General features: G+C 55.3%; 19 protein-coding genes and 1 tRNA gene. 14 read left to right on the top strand and 6 right to left on the bottom strand.

Annotated features, from left to right (window positions below):
- The first annotated feature begins 115 nt into the window (after positions 1-115).
- From ttdA to ureG, 10 genes are all read left to right on the top strand, one after another.
- A complete protein-coding gene (ttdA, locus tag HV243_RS03205) occupies positions 116-1,024 on the top strand; it encodes a L(+)-tartrate dehydratase subunit alpha (protein WP_047358656.1) in 909 nt (302 codons plus the stop codon).
- The gene (gene ttdB / locus HV243_RS03200; RefSeq protein ID WP_016154539.1) at positions 1,021-1,626 is read left to right on the top strand and encodes a L(+)-tartrate dehydratase subunit beta; all 606 of its coding nucleotides are present in this window, start codon (positions 1,021-1,023) and stop codon (positions 1,624-1,626) included. The genes ttdA and ttdB overlap by 4 nt, the downstream gene beginning before the upstream one ends.
- Positions 1,627-1,674: 48 nt before the next feature.
- On the top strand, positions 1,675-3,138 hold the full coding sequence (locus tag HV243_RS03195; RefSeq protein WP_053388748.1) for an anion permease: 1,464 nt from the start codon (positions 1,675-1,677) through the stop codon (positions 3,136-3,138).
- Positions 3,139-3,261: 123 nt separating this feature from the next.
- Entirely contained in the window at positions 3,262-4,086 is an 825-nt protein-coding gene (locus tag HV243_RS03190; protein ID WP_207389482.1) for an urease accessory protein UreD, read from the top strand.
- Positions 4,087-4,096: 10 nt separating this feature from the next.
- Complete coding sequence (locus HV243_RS03185; protein WP_016154542.1) at positions 4,097-4,399, top strand: urease subunit gamma; 303 nt, start codon at positions 4,097-4,099, stop codon at positions 4,397-4,399.
- 9 nt (positions 4,400-4,408) lie between these two features.
- Positions 4,409-4,729 (top strand): urease subunit beta, encoded by a 321-nt coding sequence (locus HV243_RS03180; protein ID WP_016154543.1) that lies wholly within the window; start codon positions 4,409-4,411, stop codon positions 4,727-4,729.
- Positions 4,722-6,425: an urease subunit alpha gene (gene ureC, locus HV243_RS03175; RefSeq protein ID WP_016154544.1), complete on the top strand. Its 1,704-nt coding sequence runs from the start codon at positions 4,722-4,724 to the stop codon at positions 6,423-6,425. The genes HV243_RS03180 and ureC overlap by 8 nt, the downstream gene beginning before the upstream one ends.
- Positions 6,426-6,434: 9 nt before the next feature.
- Entirely contained in the window at positions 6,435-6,893 is a 459-nt protein-coding gene (ureE, locus tag HV243_RS03170) for an urease accessory protein UreE (protein ID WP_016157501.1), read from the top strand.
- On the top strand, positions 6,893-7,564 hold the full coding sequence (locus tag HV243_RS03165) for an urease accessory protein UreF (RefSeq protein WP_053388746.1): 672 nt from the start codon (positions 6,893-6,895) through the stop codon (positions 7,562-7,564). Before ureE ends, HV243_RS03165 begins: the two co-directional genes overlap by 1 nt.
- 9 nt (positions 7,565-7,573) lie before the next feature.
- Entirely contained in the window at positions 7,574-8,191 is a 618-nt protein-coding gene (gene ureG / locus HV243_RS03160) for an urease accessory protein UreG (RefSeq protein ID WP_016154547.1), read from the top strand.
- A gap of 48 nt (positions 8,192-8,239) precedes the next feature.
- Here the strand turns inward: ureG and tsaD are convergent, their stop codons facing one another.
- Positions 8,240-9,253: a tRNA (adenosine(37)-N6)-threonylcarbamoyltransferase complex transferase subunit TsaD gene (gene tsaD / locus HV243_RS03155; RefSeq protein WP_003024694.1), complete on the bottom strand. Its 1,014-nt coding sequence runs from the start codon at positions 9,251-9,253 to the stop codon at positions 8,240-8,242.
- Between the two features lie 235 nt (positions 9,254-9,488).
- Between tsaD and rpsU the strand changes: the two genes are divergently transcribed.
- From rpsU to rpoD, 3 genes are all read left to right on the top strand, one after another.
- The gene (rpsU, locus tag HV243_RS03150) at positions 9,489-9,704 is read left to right on the top strand and encodes a 30S ribosomal protein S21 (RefSeq protein WP_001144069.1); all 216 of its coding nucleotides are present in this window, start codon (positions 9,489-9,491) and stop codon (positions 9,702-9,704) included.
- A 240-nt stretch (positions 9,705-9,944) separates the two neighbouring features.
- Positions 9,945-11,690, top strand: a complete 1,746-nt coding sequence (gene dnaG, locus HV243_RS03145; protein WP_019077713.1) for a DNA primase — start codon at positions 9,945-9,947, stop codon at positions 11,688-11,690.
- Positions 11,691-11,854: 164 nt separating this feature from the next.
- On the top strand, positions 11,855-13,699 hold the full coding sequence (gene rpoD, locus HV243_RS03140; protein ID WP_016154549.1) for an RNA polymerase sigma factor RpoD: 1,845 nt from the start codon (positions 11,855-11,857) through the stop codon (positions 13,697-13,699).
- 45 nt (positions 13,700-13,744) lie between these two features.
- Here rpoD and mug read toward each other — a convergent pair whose 3' ends face one another.
- Positions 13,745-14,251, bottom strand: a complete 507-nt coding sequence (gene mug, locus HV243_RS03135; RefSeq protein ID WP_053388745.1) for a G/U mismatch-specific DNA glycosylase — start codon at positions 14,249-14,251, stop codon at positions 13,745-13,747.
- 125 nt (positions 14,252-14,376) lie between these two features.
- Here mug and HV243_RS03130 point away from each other — a divergent pair.
- Positions 14,377-14,452 (top strand) — tRNA-Ile (locus HV243_RS03130).
- Between the two features lie 267 nt (positions 14,453-14,719).
- Here the strand turns inward: HV243_RS03130 and HV243_RS03125 are convergent.
- The 4 genes from HV243_RS03125 to HV243_RS03110 form a co-directional block, all read right to left on the bottom strand.
- Positions 14,720-15,043, bottom strand: a complete 324-nt coding sequence (locus HV243_RS03125) for a DUF1889 family protein (protein ID WP_071524484.1) — start codon at positions 15,041-15,043, stop codon at positions 14,720-14,722.
- Between the two features lie 113 nt (positions 15,044-15,156).
- Entirely contained in the window at positions 15,157-16,968 is a 1,812-nt protein-coding gene (locus HV243_RS03120; RefSeq protein ID WP_053389290.1) for a diol dehydratase reactivase subunit alpha, read from the bottom strand.
- A gap of 10 nt (positions 16,969-16,978) precedes the next feature.
- Positions 16,979-17,407 carry a diol dehydratase small subunit gene (locus HV243_RS03115; protein WP_053389289.1) on the bottom strand — a complete coding sequence of 143 codons (429 nt, stop codon included), beginning with the start codon at positions 17,405-17,407 and terminating at the stop codon, positions 16,979-16,981.
- A gap of 2 nt (positions 17,408-17,409) precedes the next feature.
- Positions 17,410-17,994 carry a propanediol/glycerol family dehydratase medium subunit gene (locus HV243_RS03110; protein ID WP_016154579.1) on the bottom strand — a complete coding sequence of 195 codons (585 nt, stop codon included), beginning with the start codon at positions 17,992-17,994 and terminating at the stop codon, positions 17,410-17,412.
- Positions 17,995-18,001 lie beyond the last annotated feature (7 nt).

Below are 18,001 nucleotides of genomic sequence, written 5' to 3'. Positions count from 1 at the left end.
TCACGATCTGTTAATTGGATATTCACAGTGGCAAATAATATAAACCCACATTTTTAGTGGTAGTTTGTGGCGGAGAATTTATTTCCAGATAAATAAAAGAACTGGAGTTAACAAGATGAGCAATCAAAATAACCAAAATGCGATAACTACGCTGACAAACATTGTCGCCGATTTTACCGCCATGATTTCTACCCGCATGCCTGACGACGTCGTAGATAAATTAACACAGCTGCGTGAAGGCGAAACTTCGCCGATGGGTAAAATCATCTACCACACCATGTTTGACAACATGCAGAAAGCTATCGACCTGAACCGTCCGGCCTGTCAGGACACCGGCGAGATTATGTTCTTTGTGAAGGTCGGCTCCCGTTTTCCGCTGCTGGGCGAACTGCAAAGCATCCTGAAACAGGCCGTTGAAGACGCCACGGTAAAAGCGCCGCTGCGCCATAACGCGGTCGAGATTTTTGACGAAGTGAATACCGGCAAAAATACCGGTACCGGTGTGCCGTGGGTCACCTGGGACATCATCCCTGATAACGACGACGCGGAAATCGAAGTCTACATGGCAGGCGGCGGTTGTACGCTGCCGGGACGTTCAAAAGTGTTAATGCCTTCTGAAGGCTACGAGGGCGTGGTGAAATTTGTCTTCGAAAATATCTCCACGTTGGCAGTCAACGCTTGCCCGCCAGTGCTGGTGGGCGTAGGTATTGCCACCTCCGTGGAAACCGCCGCCGTCCTTTCTCGTAAAGCGGTGCTACGTCCTATCGGATCACGTCATCCGAATCCAAAAGCGGCCGAACTGGAACTGCGTCTGGAAGAAGGGCTGAACCGTCTGGGCATTGGCCCGCAAGGGTTGACCGGGAATAGCTCGGTGATGGGCGTGCATATCGAATCCGCCGCACGCCATCCGTCGACTATCGGCGTTGCCGTTTCTACCGGCTGCTGGGCACACCGTCGCGGCACGCTGTTGGTTCATGCTGACCTCTCCTTCGAAAACCTGTCTCACACCCGGAGCGCGTTATGAAAAAGATCCTCACAACCCCGATCAAAGCCGAAGATCTGGCCGACATTCGCGTTGGCGATGTCATCTACCTGACCGGTACGCTGGTGACCTGCCGTGACGTGTGTCACCGCCGCCTGATCGAACTGAAGCGCCCGATTCCTTATGACCTGAACGGCAAAGCCATTTTCCACGCGGGGCCCATCGTACGTAAGAACGGTGAAAAATGGGAGATGGTCTCCGTTGGCCCAACCACCAGCATGCGTATGGAAGCGTTTGAGAAAGACTTTATCGAGCAGACGGGCGTCAAACTGGTGGTCGGCAAGGGCGGCATGGGACCGCTAACGGAAGCAGGCTGCAAGCAGTTTAAAGCGCTGCACGTAATCTTCCCGGCAGGTTGTGCGGTCGTGGCGGCAACCCAGGTTGAAGAGATCGAAGAGGTACACTGGACCGAACTTGGCATGCCGGAATCCCTGTGGGTATGTCGGGTGAAAGAGTTCGGCCCGCTGATCGTTTCCATCGATACCCACGGCAATAACCTGATCGCCGAAAACAAAAAGCTGTTCGCCGAACGTCGCGATCCTATCGTCGATGAAATCTGCGAGCACGTGCACTACATCAAATAACCCTCCCGGAGAGGCGCTGCGCCTCTCCCTTTTCGTAGGGATACAACAATGGCACCTTTAGCTGGTTGGTGGCGATACCTGGCTCCGCTGGTGGTCATCGCCATTATTGCTGTACTGCCCGTCCCCAACGGCCTTGAGAGCCACACCTGGCTCTATTTTGCCGTTTTTACCGGTGTGATTGTGGGGCTTATTCTGGAACCTGTACCGGGCGCGGTGGTGGCGATGATTGGCATTTCGATCATCGCCGTCCTTTCACCGTGGCTGCTGTTCAGCCCGGAGCAACTCGTGCAGGACGGTTTTAAATTTACCGCCAAATCGCTGTCATGGGCGGTCTCTGGTTTTTCAAACTCGGTAATCTGGCTTATCTTCGCGGCCTTTATGTTTGGTACCGGCTATGAGAAAACCGGGCTCGGTCGACGTATCGCGCTGATGCTGGTGAAAAAGATGGGGCACCGGACGCTATTTCTTGGCTATGCGGTGATGTTCTCTGAACTTATCCTCGCTCCCGTCACGCCATCCAACTCCGCGCGCGGGGCCGGAATAATCTACCCGATTATCCGCAACCTACCGCCGCTGTATAACTCGCAGCCCAATAGCGCCAGTTCTCGCTCCATTGGCTCGTACATTATGTGGATGGGCATTGTCGCCGACTGCGTCACCAGCGCCATTTTCTTAACGGCGATGGCGCCAAACCTGCTGTTAATCGGCCTGATGAAAGGCGCGTCCCACACGGCGCTGAGCTGGGGCGACTGGTTCTTAGGCATGCTGCCGCTGAGTATTTTACTGGTGCTGATTGTGCCCTGGCTGGCGTACGTGTTGTATCCACCGGTGCTGAAATCCGGTGATCAGGTTCCGCGCTGGGCGGATACAGAGCTAAAAGCAATGGGACCGCTCTGCGCACGCGAGAAAAAGATGTTGGTGCTGATGGTCGGCGCACTGGTGCTGTGGATCTTCGGCGGCGATTACATTGACGCCGCGATGGTCGGATACAGCGTAGTGGCGTTGATGCTGGTACTGCGCATCATTAGCTGGGATGACATCGTCAGTAATAAAGCCGCGTGGAACGTCTTTTTCTGGCTGGCCTCGCTGATAACGCTGGCGACCGGACTCAATAACACCGGTTTTATTACCTGGTTCGGCAAGCTGCTGGCAAACGGGTTGAGCGGCTATTCGCCGATGATGGTGATGGTGGCGCTCATTGTGGTGTTCTATCTGCTGCGCTACTTCTTTGCCAGCGCCACGGCGTATACCTCCGCCCTGGCGCCGATGATGATTGCCGCCGCACTGGCAATGCCGGAAATTCCACTTCCGGTCTTCTGCCTGATGGTCGGCGCAGCCATTGGTCTCGGCAGCATTCTGACCCCGTATGCCACCGGTCCTAGCCCTATCTACTACGGCAGCGGCTATTTGCCTACGGTGGATTACTGGCGACTCGGTGCTATTTTTGGCCTGATTTTCCTTGTGCTACTGGTGATTACCGGTCTGGTCTGGATGCCCCTCGTTTTACTGTAAAACCCCATTGGGGCGGCATATTGTCGCCCCTTTATCCATAAGCTTCTCATATGATCGATTTCCCGATGTGCTGAGGCATACTTTTTTGTATGCAAACACCCTCATGCTGATAAGGGAAACGCTCTGGACACGGTTGCGCACGAGACACTCACACGGGGCTGGCAGGCCGAACTGGATCTGCATTTCACCCGCACTGGGCACAACACGGTGCTCGCCTCGGCGCGTCATCATGGTCCATTGACGGTTCAGCGCCCGTTTTACCCGGAAGAGGACGTCTGCCACCTCTATTTGCTTCATCCACCCGCGGGGATCGTCGGCGGGGATGAACTACACATTGCCGTAACTCTCAACGAAAACAGCCATGCGTTAATCACCCAGCCCGGCGCGGGAAAGTTTTATCGCAGCGGTGGGCCGCAGGCGTTGCTGCGCCAACATTTCACGCTCGCGCCGCACGCCACGTTGGAGTGGCTCCCCCAGGATACGATCCTCTTTCCCGGCGCCAACGCCACTATCCAGTCCGTCTTTCACATCGCGTCAGAGAGTCGACTGCTGGCCTGGGATCTGCTGTGCCTTGGGCGACCGGTTATGCAGGAGTCCTTCAGCCACGGCACGCTGCAAAACCGTCTGGAAGTGTGGCGAGATGGGCAGCCGCTGCTGATAGAGCGCTTGCAGTTGCAGAAGGGGGAGCTGAGCGGCGTCGCGCACCATCCCTGGGTCGGCACGTTGCTGTGTTATCCGGCCACTGAAAACATGCTGGAAGGTACGCGCGAGCGGCTGACGCCGCTTGGCGATTACGCCGGGGCAACGCTTAACGACTCACTGCTGACGATCCGCTTTCTTGCCGACGACAACCCGATTGTTCAGCGCGTTATGCGTGACATCTGGCAATTTCTGCGCCCGCTTTTGACACACAAACCGCCCGTACTACCGCGAATCTGGCAAACCTAAGAGACCCCGTATGGAACTGACCCCCAGAGAAAAAGACAAGTTGTTGCTGTTTACCGCCGCGCTGGTGGCAGAACGTCGCCTGGCCCGCGGGCTGAAGCTGAACTATCCGGAATCGGTGGCGCTAATTAGCGCTTTCATCATGGAAGGGGCACGCGATGGTCAAACCGTGGCCTCGCTGATGGAAGACGGGCGTCACGTCCTGCGCCGCGATCAGGTGATGGAAGGCGTTCCGGAGATGATCCCAGATATTCAGGTTGAAGCGACGTTTCCGGACGGATCAAAGCTGGTCACCGTCCACAACCCGATCGTTTAAGGAGCGGCAATGATCCCTGGTGAATATCAGATAGCCAAAGGCAATATCGCGCTCAATCAGGGGCGGGAAACCTGTACGATCGTGGTGGAAAACCATGGCGACAGACCCATCCAGGTGGGATCGCACTATCACTTTTCCGAGGTGAACCCGGCGCTGCGCTTTGACAGGCGGGCTGCACGCGGCTTTCGTCTAAACATTCCTGCGGGCACGGCGGTACGTTTTGAGCCGGGACAAAAACGCGAAGTCGAACTGGTACGCGTCGCTGGCGCACAAAGGATCGTGGGTTTTCGCAGCGAAGTGATGGGCGCGCTGGAGGCAAATGATGAGTGAAATTTCACGGCAGGCGTACGCCGACATGTTTGGCCCAACCACCGGCGATAAGGTACGTCTGGCGGATACCGACCTGTGGATTGAGGTGGAAAAAGACTTCACCACCTACGGCGAAGAGGTCAAATTCGGCGGCGGGAAAGTGATCCGCGACGGCATGGGCCAGGGACAAATGCGCGCGCAAGCGTGTGTGGACCTGGTGATAACCAACGCCCTGATCGTCGATCACTGGGGGATCGTGAAAGCGGATATCGGCATCAAGGACGCCAGGATCTTCGCCATCGGTAAAGCGGGTAATCCTGATATTCAGCCCGACGTCACGATCCCGATCGGCGTGGGAACTGAAGTCATCGCCGGGGAAGGCAAGATCGTCACCGCGGGCGGCGTGGATACGCATATTCACTGGATCTGTCCACAGCAGGCACAGGAGGCGCTGGTTTCCGGCGTAACGACGATGATCGGCGGCGGCACCGGCCCGGCAGCAGGAACTAACGCCACCACCTGCACGCCGGGTCCGTGGTACATCGCGCGCATGCTGCAGGCGGCAGACGCCTTGCCGGTTAACATCGGTTTGCTGGGTAAAGGCAACGGCTCAAACCCTGACGCCCTGCGCGAGCAAATCACCGCGGGCGCCATTGGCCTGAAAATCCATGAAGATTGGGGCGCCACGCCAGCCACCATCAACTGTTCCCTGGAAGTGGCAGAGGAGATGGATATCCAGGTGGCGCTGCACAGCGATACGCTCAATGAGTCCGGTTTCGTTGAAGATACGCTGGCGGCGATTGGCGATCGCACCATTCATACCTTCCACACCGAAGGCGCGGGCGGCGGCCATGCGCCAGATATCATCACCGCCTGCGCGCATCCGAATATTCTGCCCTCCTCCACTAACCCGACGCTGCCCTATACCGTCAACACCATCGACGAGCATCTCGACATGCTGATGGTTTGCCACCACCTCGATCCGGATATCGCCGAAGACGTGGCCTTTGCCGAATCACGCATTCGCCGGGAAACGATCGCTGCCGAAGATGTGCTGCATGACATTGGCGCGTTTTCCCTGACCTCGTCCGATTCACAGGCGATGGGGCGCGTGGGCGAAGTGATCCTGCGCACCTGGCAGGTGGCGCACCGCATGAAGGTTCAGCGTGGTCCGCTGGCGGAAGAAACAGGCGACAACGACAACCAGCGCGTTAAACGCTACGTCGCCAAATACACCATCAACCCGGCGCTAACCCACGGCATCGCCCACGAAGTTGGCTCCGTTGAGCCTGGCAAACTGGCCGATCTGGTGCTGTGGTCCCCAGCCTTTTTTGGCGTAAAACCAGCGACGATCGTAAAGGGCGGGATGATCGCCTGTGCGCCGATGGGCGATATCAACGCCTCGATCCCCACCCCGCAGCCGGTGCATTACCGCATGATGTTCGGCGCACTTGGCGCGGCGCGGCATCGTACTCGGCTGACCTTTATTTCGCAGGCCGCTAACGCGCAAAACATCCCGCAGCAGCTCAATTTGCAAAGCGCCATCGCCGTCGTCAAAGGCTGTCGGACGGTGAAAAAGGCCGACATGATCCACAACGGCCTGCAACCCAATATCACCGTCGATGCTCAGACTTATGAGGTGCGCATTGATGGCGAACTTATCACCAGCGAACCGGCAGACGTTTTGCCGATGGCGCAACGCTATTTCCTGTTTTGAGGAGTGACGATGATCTACCTGACCCAACGCCTTGACCACGCCCACCGCGTCACCGCAAGCGTCACGCTACCCATTGATATTCGAGTAAAAAGCCGTGCCAGAGTGACGCTGAACGACGGTCGCGAAGCCGGGCTAATGCTTCCGCGCGGTTTGCTGTTACGCAGTGGTGATCTGCTGACCACCGAAGATGGCAGCGAGGTGATCGAAGTGATCGCCGCGCCGGAGTCGGTTTCCGTGGTGCGCTGCGCCGATCCTTTCCTGCTCGCCAAAGCCTGTTATCACCTCGGCAATCGCCACGTTCCGCTGCAAATTCTGCCGGATGAGTTGCGCTACCATCACGATCATGTGCTGGACGCCATGTTGCGCCAGTTCAGCCTGGAGGTGACGTTCGCTCAACTACCGTTTGAACCGGAAGCAGGCGCTTATGCCAGTGAATCACACGGGCATCATCACGCCCATGCGCACTGATGCATAACATCCAACAGCTGCGTCTGATGCAGCTCGCCAGCAGCGCTCTCCCGGTGGGGTCGTTTACCTGGTCCCAGGGTCTGGAGTGGGCGGTTGAAATCGGCTGGGTGAAAAGCGCCGATGACTTCTCTGACTGGCAAATCCAGCAGATGGAGCAGAACTTCTTTACCGTCGACCTACCGCTACTGGCGAGACTGTATCGCGCCTGCGAGCAGGACGATCTCGCTGCAGCACGCCGCTGGAGCGCTTACCTGTTGGCCTGTCGGGAAACCCGCGAACTACGGGATGAAGAACGCAGTCGGGGCGCGGCGTTTACGCGGCTGGTCACCGACTGGGAAGCGGATTGCTCGCGGGAGTGGCGCGCGCTCTTTGTCGACAGCCAACTCTGCGGTATGGCCTGGCTGGGCGTGCGCTGGAAAATCCCCCTGACGGAGCTGGCGTTAAGCCTCGGCTACAGCTGGATTGAGAGCGCAGTGATGGCTGGCGTCAAACTGGTCCCTTTTGGGCAGCAGGCGGCCCAGCGTTTGATCTTTGCGCTCTGCAACCGGTATGCACAAGGTCTGGCACAGGCGCTGGCGTGTCCTGACGCCAGCCTCGGCTCCGCAACGCCGTTGGCGGCCATCGCATCTGCCCGGCATGAAACCCAATATTCCCGATTATTCCGCTCCTGAGGAGAAAAAATGAGTAACAACAAGCATCCCCTGCGCGTGGGCGTTGGCGGCCCGGTTGGCTCCGGCAAAACGGCGCTGCTGGAAGCGTTATGCAAATCCATGCGCAGCAGCTATCAACTGGCGGTGGTAACCAACGATATCTATACCAAAGAAGATCAGCGCATTCTCACCGAAGCAGGCGCACTGGAGCCAGACAGGATCGTCGGCGTGGAAACCGGCGGTTGCCCGCATACCGCTATCCGTGAAGATGCGTCGATGAATCTGGCCGCCGTAGAGGCGCTGAGCGAGAAATTCGGCAATCTGGATCTGATTTTTGTGGAAAGCGGCGGCGATAACCTGAGCGCCACCTTCAGCCCGGAATTAGCGGATCTGACGATCTATGTGATCGACGTTGCCGAAGGTGAGAAGATCCCGCGTAAGGGTGGCCCGGGGATCACCAAATCTGATTTTCTGGTGATCAATAAAACCGATCTGGCCCCTTACGTGGGCGCCTCGCTGGAGGTGATGGAGCGCGATACCCTACGCATGCGCGGCGAGCGTCCGTGGACGTTTAGTAATTTAAAATCCGGAGAAGGTCTGGAAAAAATTATCGCGTTTCTGGAAGAGAAAGGGATGCTGCGGGAGTAGAGTATTGCCCGGTGGCGCTACGCTTACCGGGCCTACAATATTATGTGCTTATGCCGCCGGTAATTCCGCCAGCGGCCAGCGAGGACGCACGGTCACGCCAAGATCCGCCGTTGCACCCGCTTTAAAACGCACCATGCCCGCGTAGGCGATCATCGCCCCGTTATCGGTGCAAAATTCCGGACGCGCGTAAAACACTTCGCCACGACGCTTTTGCATCATCTCGGCCAGTTTTGCACGCAGCGTACGGTTAGCGCTCACGCCCCCCGCCATCACCAGACGTTTAAAACCGGTTTGATCCAGCGCGCGTTTACACTTGATCATCAGCGTATCAACCACAGCATCTTCAAACGCACGGGCGATATCTGCACGCGTCTGATCGTCATTTTCGTTATTACGAATGGTATTCGCGGCGAAAGTTTTCAGGCCGGAGAAGCTGAAATCCAGACCCGGACGGTCGGTCATCGGGCGCGGGAAGACAAAGCGTTTTTCAACGCCTTGCGATGCAAGCTTTGACAGCATTGGGCCGCCAGGATAATCCAGCCCCAGCAGCTTGGCCGTTTTATCGAACGCTTCACCAGCGGCATCATCTATCGATTCACCCAGCAATTCATACTGCCCAATACCGGTGACGCTGATCAGTTGCGTGTGACCGCCGGAAACCAGCAGCGCAACGAACGGGAAAGCAGGGGGATTATCTTCCAGCATCGGCGCCAGCAGATGCCCTTCCATATGGTGTACAGGAATTGCCGGTACGCCCCAGGCGAACGCCAGCGAACGTCCTACGGTTGCGCCGACCAGCAGCGCGCCAACCAGACCAGGACCTGCGGTATACGCCACCGCATCAATCTCTTTTGCCGTCAGTCCCGCTTCTTTCAGCGCGGCCTGGATCAGCGGTACGGTTTTACGTACGTGATCGCGCGAGGCCAGTTCTGGCACTACGCCGCCGTAGTCAGCGTGTAATTTCACCTGACTATACAATTGGTTGGCTAAAAGACCTTTTTCATCGTCGTAAATGGCGATGCCGGTTTCATCGCAGGATGTTTCAATACCCAGTACACGCATGACTTGTTTTACCTCGCTCTATTACCGCGCAGTGTAGGACCAATGCGGGTTGATGTAAAACTTTGTTCGCCCCAGGAGTTCCGCTCGTGTATACTCCTTATCCTTATAAAAGTCCCTTTCAAAATCGCGTCGGTGCTTTACAAAGCAGCAGCAATTGCAGTAAAATTCCGCACCATTTTGAAATAAGCTGGCGTTGATGCCAGCGGCAAACCGAATTTATAAAGGTGAGAGTTACATGCCGGTAATTAAAGTACGTGAAAACGAGCCGTTCGACGTAGCACTGCGTCGCTTCAAGCGTTCATGCGAAAAAGCAGGTGTTCTGGCGGAAGTTCGTCGTCGTGAGTTCTATGAAAAACCGACTACTGAACGTAAGCGCGCTAAAGCTTCTGCTGTGAAACGTCACGCGAAGAAACTGGCTCGCGAAAACGCACGCCGTACTCGTCTGTACTAATCCATTGAGAGCCAAGGCTCTCAATTCAGACAGAGTTGTAGTTGTAAGGCCGTGCTTCCGGAAGGAATGCGCGGCTTGTTTTCGTTTATACGCGTCATCATTCAAGCTGCCTCTGCGTTGGCTGCAGTCGTTCCCTCCAGTCACGTACTGATGTACGCTCCTGAGGATTCGCTCCCTTGCCGTATTGAAGCATCTTGAATGATTTTGTGTATATAAGTCATAAAAAAATAAACGGGGCATATGGCTGGACGAATTCCACGCGTATTTATAAATGACCTGCTGGCAAGAACCGACATTGTCGATCTCATCGACGCGCGGGTAAAGCTGAAGAAGCAGGGCAAAAATTATCACGCGTGCTGTCCGTTCCATAACGAAAAAACCCCCTCTTTCACCGTAAACGGTGAGAAACAGTTTTATCACTGCTTTGGGTGTGGCGCACATGGCAACGCCGTCGACTTTCTCATGAACTACGACAAGCTCGAGTTTGTGGAAACCGTCGAAGAACTGGCCGCAATGCACAACCTTGAAGTGCCCTATGAAGCAGGCAGTGGCCCTAGTCAGATAGAGCGCCATCAACGGCAAAGCCTTTATCAATTGATGGACGGCCTGAACACTTTTTATCAACAGTCTTTGATGCAACCCGCCGCTACCCCCGCGCGCCAGTACCTGGAAAAGCGAGGATTAAGTAGCGACGTTATCACCCGTTTTGCTATTGGTTTTGCGCCCCCCGGCTGGGACAACGTCCTGAAACGGTTTGGCGGCAATGCTGAGAATCGTAAATCGCTGGTCGATGCGGGAATGTTGGTCACCAACGATCAGGGACGCAGTTACGATCGCTTCCGCGAACGGGTGATGTTCCCCATCCGCGACAAACGTGGGCGAGTCATTGGTTTTGGTGGACGCGTGCTGGGCGATGCCCTGCCGAAGTATCTCAACTCCCCGGAAACCGATATTTTCCATAAAGGTCGCCAGCTGTATGGCCTTTATGAAGCCCAGCAGGATAACGCCGATCCGCAGCGCCTGTTAGTGGTAGAAGGCTATATGGATGTGGTGGCGCTGGCGCAATACGGCATTAACTACGCTGTGGCATCCCTCGGGACGTCAACCACCGCCGATCACATCCAGTTGTTGTTCCGCGCGACGAACAACGTAATTTGCTGTTACGACGGTGACCGTGCCGGACGCGACGCAGCATGGCGCGCGCTGGAAACCGCACTGCCCTATATGACAGACGGACGCCAGCTACGCTTTATGTTTTTACCTGACGGCGAAGACCCCGATACGCTGGTGCGTAAAGAAGGGAAAGAGGCCTTCGAAGCCCGGATGGAGCAGGCGCTGCCACTCTCCGCGTTTTTATTTAACAGCCTGATGCCGCAGGTGGATTTGAGTACTCCAGACGGACGCGCACAGCTCAGCACGCTGGCATTACCGCTGATTACACAGGTACCAGGCGAAACGTTACGCATTTATCTGCGACAGGAGTTGGGAAACAAGCTCGGCATTCTGGATGACAGCCAGCTTGAACGTTTAATGCCAAAACTGGCAGAAAATGGGGCTTCCCGCCCTGTTCCACAGCTAAAACGTACGACCATGCGTATACTTATAGGGTTGCTGGTACAGAACCCGGGTCTCGCCCCGCTGGTTCCGCCGTTAGGTGCACTGGATAGCAATAAGCTGCCTGGACTTGGCTTATTCAGAGAACTGGTCAACACTTGTCTGGCTCAGCCAGGTCTGACCACCGGACAACTTTTAGAACACTATCGTGGCACAAATGATGCTGCGACCCTTGAAAAACTGTCGATGTGGGACGATATAGCAGATAAAGATATCGCAGAAAAAACCTTCACCGACTCACTCAACCATATGTTTGATTCGATGCTTGAGCTGCGCCAGGAAGAGTTGATAGCTCGTGAGCGCACACACGGTTTAAGCAGCGAAGAACGCCGGGAACTCTGGACGCTGAACCAGGAACTGGCCAAGAAATAACAGAAAGACAAAAGTATTTAACGGCTTAACTGCCGAATATCGCTCGGGAAGCCCCCGACAGCCGCACGGAGAGGCAGCGGCAAAATATAAGTATGCCCTCGTTTTGCCGTTGGCGGTTTTACCGCCCAACACCAATCAAACGAATTAAGTGTGGATACCGTCTTATGGAGCAAAACCCGCAGTCACAGCTGAAGCTACTTGTCCAACGTGGTAAGGAGCAAGGCTATCTGACCTATGCCGAGGTCAATGACCATCTGCCGGAAGATATCGTCGATTCAGATCAAATCGAAGACATCATCCAAATGATCAATGACATGGGTATTCAGGTGATGGAAGAAGCACCTGATGCCGATGATCTGCTGCTTGCTGAAACCTCCAACAGCACCGATGAAGACGCGGAAGAAGCGGCTGCCCAGGTTCTGTCCAGCGTTGAGTCCGAAATCGGTCGTACAACTGACCCGGTCCGCATGTACATGCGTGAAATGGGTACCGTTGAACTGTTAACCCGTGAAGGCGAAATCGACATCGCTAAACGCATCGAAGACGGGATTAACCAGGTTCAATGCTCCGTTGCCGAATACCCGGAAGCCATCACCTACCTGCTTGAGCAATACGATCGTGTAGAAGCTGAAGAAGCGCGTCTTTCCGATCTGATCACCGGCTTTGTCGATCCGAACGCGGAAGAAGACATGGCGCCAACGGCGACACACGTCGGTTCTGAGCTCTCTCAGGAAGAGATGGATGACGATGCAGACGAAGATGAAGAAGATGACGACGACAGCAGCGATGACGACAACAGCATCGACCCTGAATTAGCGCGTGAAAAATTCGGTGAACTGCGTACTCAGTACGAAATCACTCGCGACACCATCAAAGCGAAAGGCCGCAGCCATGCTGCCGCGCAGGAAGAAATTCAGAAGCTGTCTGAAGTGTTCAAACAGTTCCGCCTGGTACCGAAGCAGTTCGACTACCTGGTAAACAGCATGCGCGTCATGATGGACCGCGTGCGTACTCAGGAACGTCTGATCATGAAGCTCTGCGTTGAGCAGTGCAAAATGCCGAAGAAAAACTTCATCACCCTGTTCACTGGCAACGAAACCAGCGAAACCTGGTTCAACGCGGCAATCGCGATGAACAAACCGTGGTCTGAAAAACTGCACGACGTGGCAGATGATGTTCACCGCGGACTGCAGAAACTGCAGCAGATTGAAGAAGAAACCGGCCTGACCATCGAGCAGGTTAAAGACATCAACCGTCGCATGTCCATCGGTGAAGCGAAAGCCCGCCGTGCGAAAAAAGAGATGGTTGAAGCGAACTTACGTCTGGTTATCTCTATCGCCAAGAAATACACCAACCGTGGTCTGCAGTTCCTGGATTTGATTCAGGAAGGTAACATCGGTCTGATGAAAGCGGTTGATAAGTTTGAATACCGTCGTGGTTACAAGTTCTCTACCTATGCAACCTGGTGGATCCGTCAGGCGATCACCCGCTCGATCGCGGATCAGGCACGTACCATCCGTATCCCGGTACATATGATTGAGACCATCAACAAGCTCAACCGTATCTCCCGTCAGATGCTGCAAGAGATGGGCCGCGAGCCGACGCCGGAAGAGCTGGCTGAACGCATGCTGATGCCGGAAGACAAGATCCGTAAAGTGCTGAAGATCGCTAAAGAGCCTATCTCCATGGAAACGCCGATCGGCGACGATGAAGATTCGCATCTGGGTGATTTCATCGAGGATACCACCCTCGAGCTGCCGCTGGATTCTGCTACCACCGAGAGCCTGCGTGCCGCAACGCACGACGTTCTGGCTGGCCTGACCGCCCGTGAAGCAAAAGTTCTGCGTATGCGTTTCGGTATCGATATGAATACCGACCACACGCTGGAAGAAGTCGGTAAACAGTTCGACGTTACCCGCGAACGTATCCGTCAGATCGAAGCGAAAGCGCTGCGTAAACTGCGCCACCCGAGCCGCTCTGAAGTGCTGCGTAGCTTCCTCGACGATTAATCTCGCCGCATAAGCATAAACGCCACCGCAAGGTGGCGTTTTTCTTTATAGTCCCCGTCTGGCCAGGGCGTCATTCACTTCCCGATACGCCTCCACCAGTTTATCCAGCGTAATCCGGCTTAACCCGCTGGGATTCGGCAAAACCCATATTTGCGTCGCGCCAATAGTCAGCGTTTGTTTTCCCCACTGCGCCCCACGCTGGCTGAGGCCCTGCTCAAATGCCTGCTTCCCAAGGATTGCGAGTCCGGCGGGCTGATACTCTTCTATTTTCTCAATGAGCTTACGACCGCCGTTGCGCATCTCCTGTAACTTCACTTCATTGGCTTGCACCGTCGGTCTGTCGACAAATTTAGTCACGCCGCAACGGAAGTCCAGCAAGTGTTGTGCCTCTTCGGGTTTGAGCTGGCGATCGGTAAATCCCGCCTGATGGATGACCTTCCAGAAGCGATTAGCGGGATGTGCAAAGGGGAATCCTGTACCTGCGGAAGACAACCCCGGATTGATGCCGCAAAACACCACCCGCAGCCCCGGCGCCAGTATGTCCTTAACCATAATTACTCCCATCAATACATCAGAGGAACAAGTATAACGGACTGAAAATACATTGTTTATAAAAACAGCATCCGTACGCTTATGTCTGGATTGCAACGCGGAGTTACTTTATAATCCACCGCCACGGCCCCTTAGCTCAGTGGTTAGAGCAGGCGACTCATAATCGCTTGGTCGCTGGTTCAAGTCCAGCAGGGGCCACCAAGATTCAAGGGCTTGCGAGAAATCGCAGGTCCTTTTTTTTGAGGGCTCTTCCGTAGATGTTGGCACGAGCCAAAAGGATTCCTGCTGGAACAAATCAATATCTGTTCGCACTAAAATGTGAAATAAGAGCCGGGAAGAATACGGCAGGCGGGGCCTGAAGATATATTACGGGATGCCTCTGTCCAGCAACAAGCTGGTCACTGTCCCCCTCTGGACGTCGCCATCCAGAGATGGAAACGTCCGTTAGAGTTTGATTCGATAGTCAGCTCAAACTAGCTCTTTGAGCTGCTCCTGCATATAAGTTGAAAAATACTCTGGGTTCTTGATAAGGATGCGGTTACCGGAGGCCACTTTTTCTGCCCATCCGGCCACTTTTTTCGTGAACTCGGGATTCCATCCCTCCTGCTCACCCCGTGCCATCACAGCTTCTGGACTTGCTGGCACACCTAAGTCATGCAAATACTTTAAGATTCCCTTAGCGGTACTTTCATCCATTGAATGGGGTACTGACGCCGAAGTGTTCATACCACCAATAAAATCCAATGCTTTCTCAATTGCTGTTGGCATGCTCTTATCCTTAAAATTAACCACGTGAGAGACACATTTATACTATGTACCCAACTCCGCCGGGATATCAAAGAGAACATCACCTTTATTTGATTTACCCCGCAGCTAAACGCTTGCGGCGGCTGTTTTCTGCACGATTAATTCGCTATCCCGGCCAAAACCAGCCCGGTCGCTACCGCATTACGCGGCCCTTCGGTACCACGGATGTTGCCCTGTCCGGCAACCACGCCGTAATGCGCCAGCGCGTCGGTGATCATCTGCGGGATTTCGAAATCCAGCGAGGAGCCGCCCACCAGCACCACAAAAGTCATATCACGAATAGAGCCCCCGGGTGATACCTGGCGTAAAGCGCGCAGGCAGTTGGTCACAAAAACCTTCTCTTTGGCCTGTCGGCGCACCAACCGAATTTTTTCCAGCGAGGTCTGGTTATCTACGGGGATCAGCTCGCCGTTTTTCAGATAAACGACTTTGGCAAACACTGACGGACTGAGCGGTTCGCGAAAAAACTCCACCGCGCCGTTTTCGTGGCGAATGCTGAACAGGCTCTCCACTTTTGCCAGCGGGTATTTTTTAATTTCCTCCGCCAGATACGGATCGCTTAAGCCCAGCTCGGTTTGAATCAACAGGCTGACCATATTCCCCGCGCCAGCCAGATGGACCGCTTTCACAACGCCATCGCTATTGATAATGGCGGCATCGGTGGAGCCTGCGCCTAAATCGAGGATCGCCAGCGGTGCAGCACATCCGGGCGTTGTTAACGCACCGGCGACAGCCATGTTGGCCTCCACGCCGCCGACTTCAACCGGGATGTTTAAACGGGCGCTCAGCTCACTGGCGATGGCCTGCATCTGTAAGCGATCGGATTTCACCATCGCCGCAATGCCTACGGCGTTCTCCATTGAACACTCCCCGGCAATACCGCCCTGCACCTTGCGGGGAATAAACGTATCCACCGCCAACAGATCCTGAATATACACCGCGTTCATGTCGTGACCGGTCAGCGAGGCCATCACCTTACGCACTCGCTCCAGCATGCCGCCTGCATGCGTACCTGCTTCACCACGAATATCGCACACGGGCGCACAGGTGCTCATCGCCTGCATAATGGCCTGTGCGCCTTGCGCTACGTCGGCTTCGCCGCCGCGCTTTTCGCCGCGGATAAAGATCTTACCCGCCGGGATCACCCTTGAGCGCACATCACCCTGCGGGGTTTTCAGCACCACGGCGGAACGGTTGCCAATTAGCGCTCTGGCGATGGGGACGATAGTTTGCGTTTCCTCGGGCGTCAGGGTAAAGAAGGTCGCGATGCCGTAAGGATTCGACAGCACTCGCACCACCTGTCCAGGGGCCGCCACTTCCACCGCCGCCAGCACACCTTCCGGCACCTTCTCCAGCAGGGTGACTTCATCTACCACCGGCATTGTTCGACGCAGACGATTGTTCACCAGCACGCCATCATCTTTTTTGAGGATCGCCGCTACCACGTTGACCCCGCGATCCAGCGCCTCATTGATAAACCAAACCGCCTCGAGGAAATCCCTCTCCTCACCGACCAGTGGGATCCAGCCCTGGGCAAACCTATCTTCACTCAACGCCGCCAGCTTCTCCACGGCGATGATGGTTCCCATTCCCACGCCAACGCCGCCGGGCGTTTGCGGGTTATGCCCAATCATTGTTGATTCGGTAATGATGGTTTCAGTGATGGTTTCCATCGCCACATCGCCAATCACCGGTGCCGCCTCGTTGATGCAGATTTTCGCCACGTCCTGAAGCGACCACGGGGTGTTATTCAGCGCCTGCTGCAGGGAGGCCACCACCCCGGCAATATTGTCCCGTGTGCCTTTCATACCGGTCGTGGCGACAATTCCGCTGGCGATAAACCGGCCATGCTGCGCCAACGCCACTTCGGTGGTGGCGTTGCCGATATCAATCCCTGCAATTAACGGCATACAACCTCCGTCACTGGCTGCCTTTACGCAGCTTGTTTCTCTGCTGATACACCTCTGCCGACTCGCGGACAAACTCGGCGTTCACCGTGGCATGCCAGGTATGTTCTAGTTCATCGGCAATGGCCTGAAGCTCGGCGAATGAAGAACGAAACGGCCGCAGCGCGTTGTAAATTTCAAGAATACGGGCATCCGGGATTGCTATAAGCTCCGCCGCACGACGGAAATTACGCGCCACGGCGTGACGCTGCATCTGTTCGGCAATCTGCGCCTGGTACTCCAGCGTTTGCTGAGAAATACGCACATCCTGCGGACCTACGCGGCCCGCCAGCACATTCTCAAGGGTAATCTCGGTTAGCGGTTTGCCGGTAGGAGTCTGGATTTTCTCCGGGCAGCGGGTCGCTAATGGATAATCCTGCGCGGTCATGATGTTGTCGTTCATGGTCATTCCCTTACGAGTGCAATATGCAGCGTGACAGGCGCAGCATCCTGCACCACGTGTTTGGTTTCTTTGATATGAAACAGCGCGGCCTTGGCCATAAATTTGGGGCGTACCATCTGGTCATTAACCACTGGCACTGGCGAAGGCGACTCTTTACGTGCATAGCGCGCGGCGTTTTTACCAATCTGTCGATAGGTTTCCAGCGTCAGCAGCGGAGCCTGAGAGAACAGCTCAAGGTTGCTCAGAGGCAGCAGATCGCGCTGATGAATCACCGTGGTTCCTTTCGACTGGATACCAATCCCGATGCCAGAACCGCTGAGATTTGCCGCATCCCATGCCATAAATGAAACATCCGAGGTGCGCAGAATCCTCACCACCCGAGCATGCAGGCCCTCTTCTTCAATGCCGGCAACCAGTTCTTTCAAAATCGCTTTGTGCGGCATATCAATCAATGTTTTGTGCTGATACTTATCAAAGGCCGGGCCGACGCCTATCACGACTTCATCCACGCGTTCGTCCGCTTTAGCCGCCTCGCCTTCGCTCACCTGCAAGGTGAAAACCGGCTTACGTTCAGTTGTGCATTCCACTGTGTAC

The sequence above is a fragment of the Citrobacter sp. RHBSTW-00599 genome, from assembly GCF_013784065.1.
Classification (GTDB): domain Bacteria; phylum Pseudomonadota; class Gammaproteobacteria; order Enterobacterales; family Enterobacteriaceae; genus Citrobacter; species Citrobacter braakii.
Note: the sequence above shows the minus strand (reverse complement) of the source record. Positions and strands in the feature narration are given on the sequence as shown.

Coding starts and splice junctions, on each gene's coding strand:
- ttdA (WP_047358656.1), top strand. CDS start 116: ATGAGCAATCAAAATAACCAAAATGCGATAACTACGCTGACAAACATT.
- ttdB (WP_016154539.1), top strand. CDS start 1,021: ATGAAAAAGATCCTCACAACCCCGATCAAAGCCGAAGATCTGGCCGAC.
- HV243_RS03195 (WP_053388748.1), top strand. CDS start 1,675: ATGGCACCTTTAGCTGGTTGGTGGCGATACCTGGCTCCGCTGGTGGTC.
- HV243_RS03185 (WP_016154542.1), top strand. CDS start 4,097: ATGGAACTGACCCCCAGAGAAAAAGACAAGTTGTTGCTGTTTACCGCC.
- HV243_RS03180 (WP_016154543.1), top strand. CDS start 4,409: ATGATCCCTGGTGAATATCAGATAGCCAAAGGCAATATCGCGCTCAAT.
- ureC (WP_016154544.1), top strand. CDS start 4,722: ATGAGTGAAATTTCACGGCAGGCGTACGCCGACATGTTTGGCCCAACC.
- ureE (WP_016157501.1), top strand. CDS start 6,435: ATGATCTACCTGACCCAACGCCTTGACCACGCCCACCGCGTCACCGCA.
- HV243_RS03165 (WP_053388746.1), top strand. CDS start 6,893: ATGCATAACATCCAACAGCTGCGTCTGATGCAGCTCGCCAGCAGCGCT.
- ureG (WP_016154547.1), top strand. CDS start 7,574: ATGAGTAACAACAAGCATCCCCTGCGCGTGGGCGTTGGCGGCCCGGTT.
- tsaD (WP_003024694.1), bottom strand. CDS start 9,253: ATGCGTGTACTGGGTATTGAAACATCCTGCGATGAAACCGGCATCGCC.
- rpsU (WP_001144069.1), top strand. CDS start 9,489: ATGCCGGTAATTAAAGTACGTGAAAACGAGCCGTTCGACGTAGCACTG.
- dnaG (WP_019077713.1), top strand. CDS start 9,945: ATGGCTGGACGAATTCCACGCGTATTTATAAATGACCTGCTGGCAAGA.
- rpoD (WP_016154549.1), top strand. CDS start 11,855: ATGGAGCAAAACCCGCAGTCACAGCTGAAGCTACTTGTCCAACGTGGT.
- mug (WP_053388745.1), bottom strand. CDS start 14,251: ATGGTTAAGGACATACTGGCGCCGGGGCTGCGGGTGGTGTTTTGCGGC.
- HV243_RS03120 (WP_053389290.1), bottom strand. CDS start 16,968: ATGCCGTTAATTGCAGGGATTGATATCGGCAACGCCACCACCGAAGTG.
- HV243_RS03115 (WP_053389289.1), bottom strand. CDS start 17,407: ATGAACGACAACATCATGACCGCGCAGGATTATCCATTAGCGACCCGC.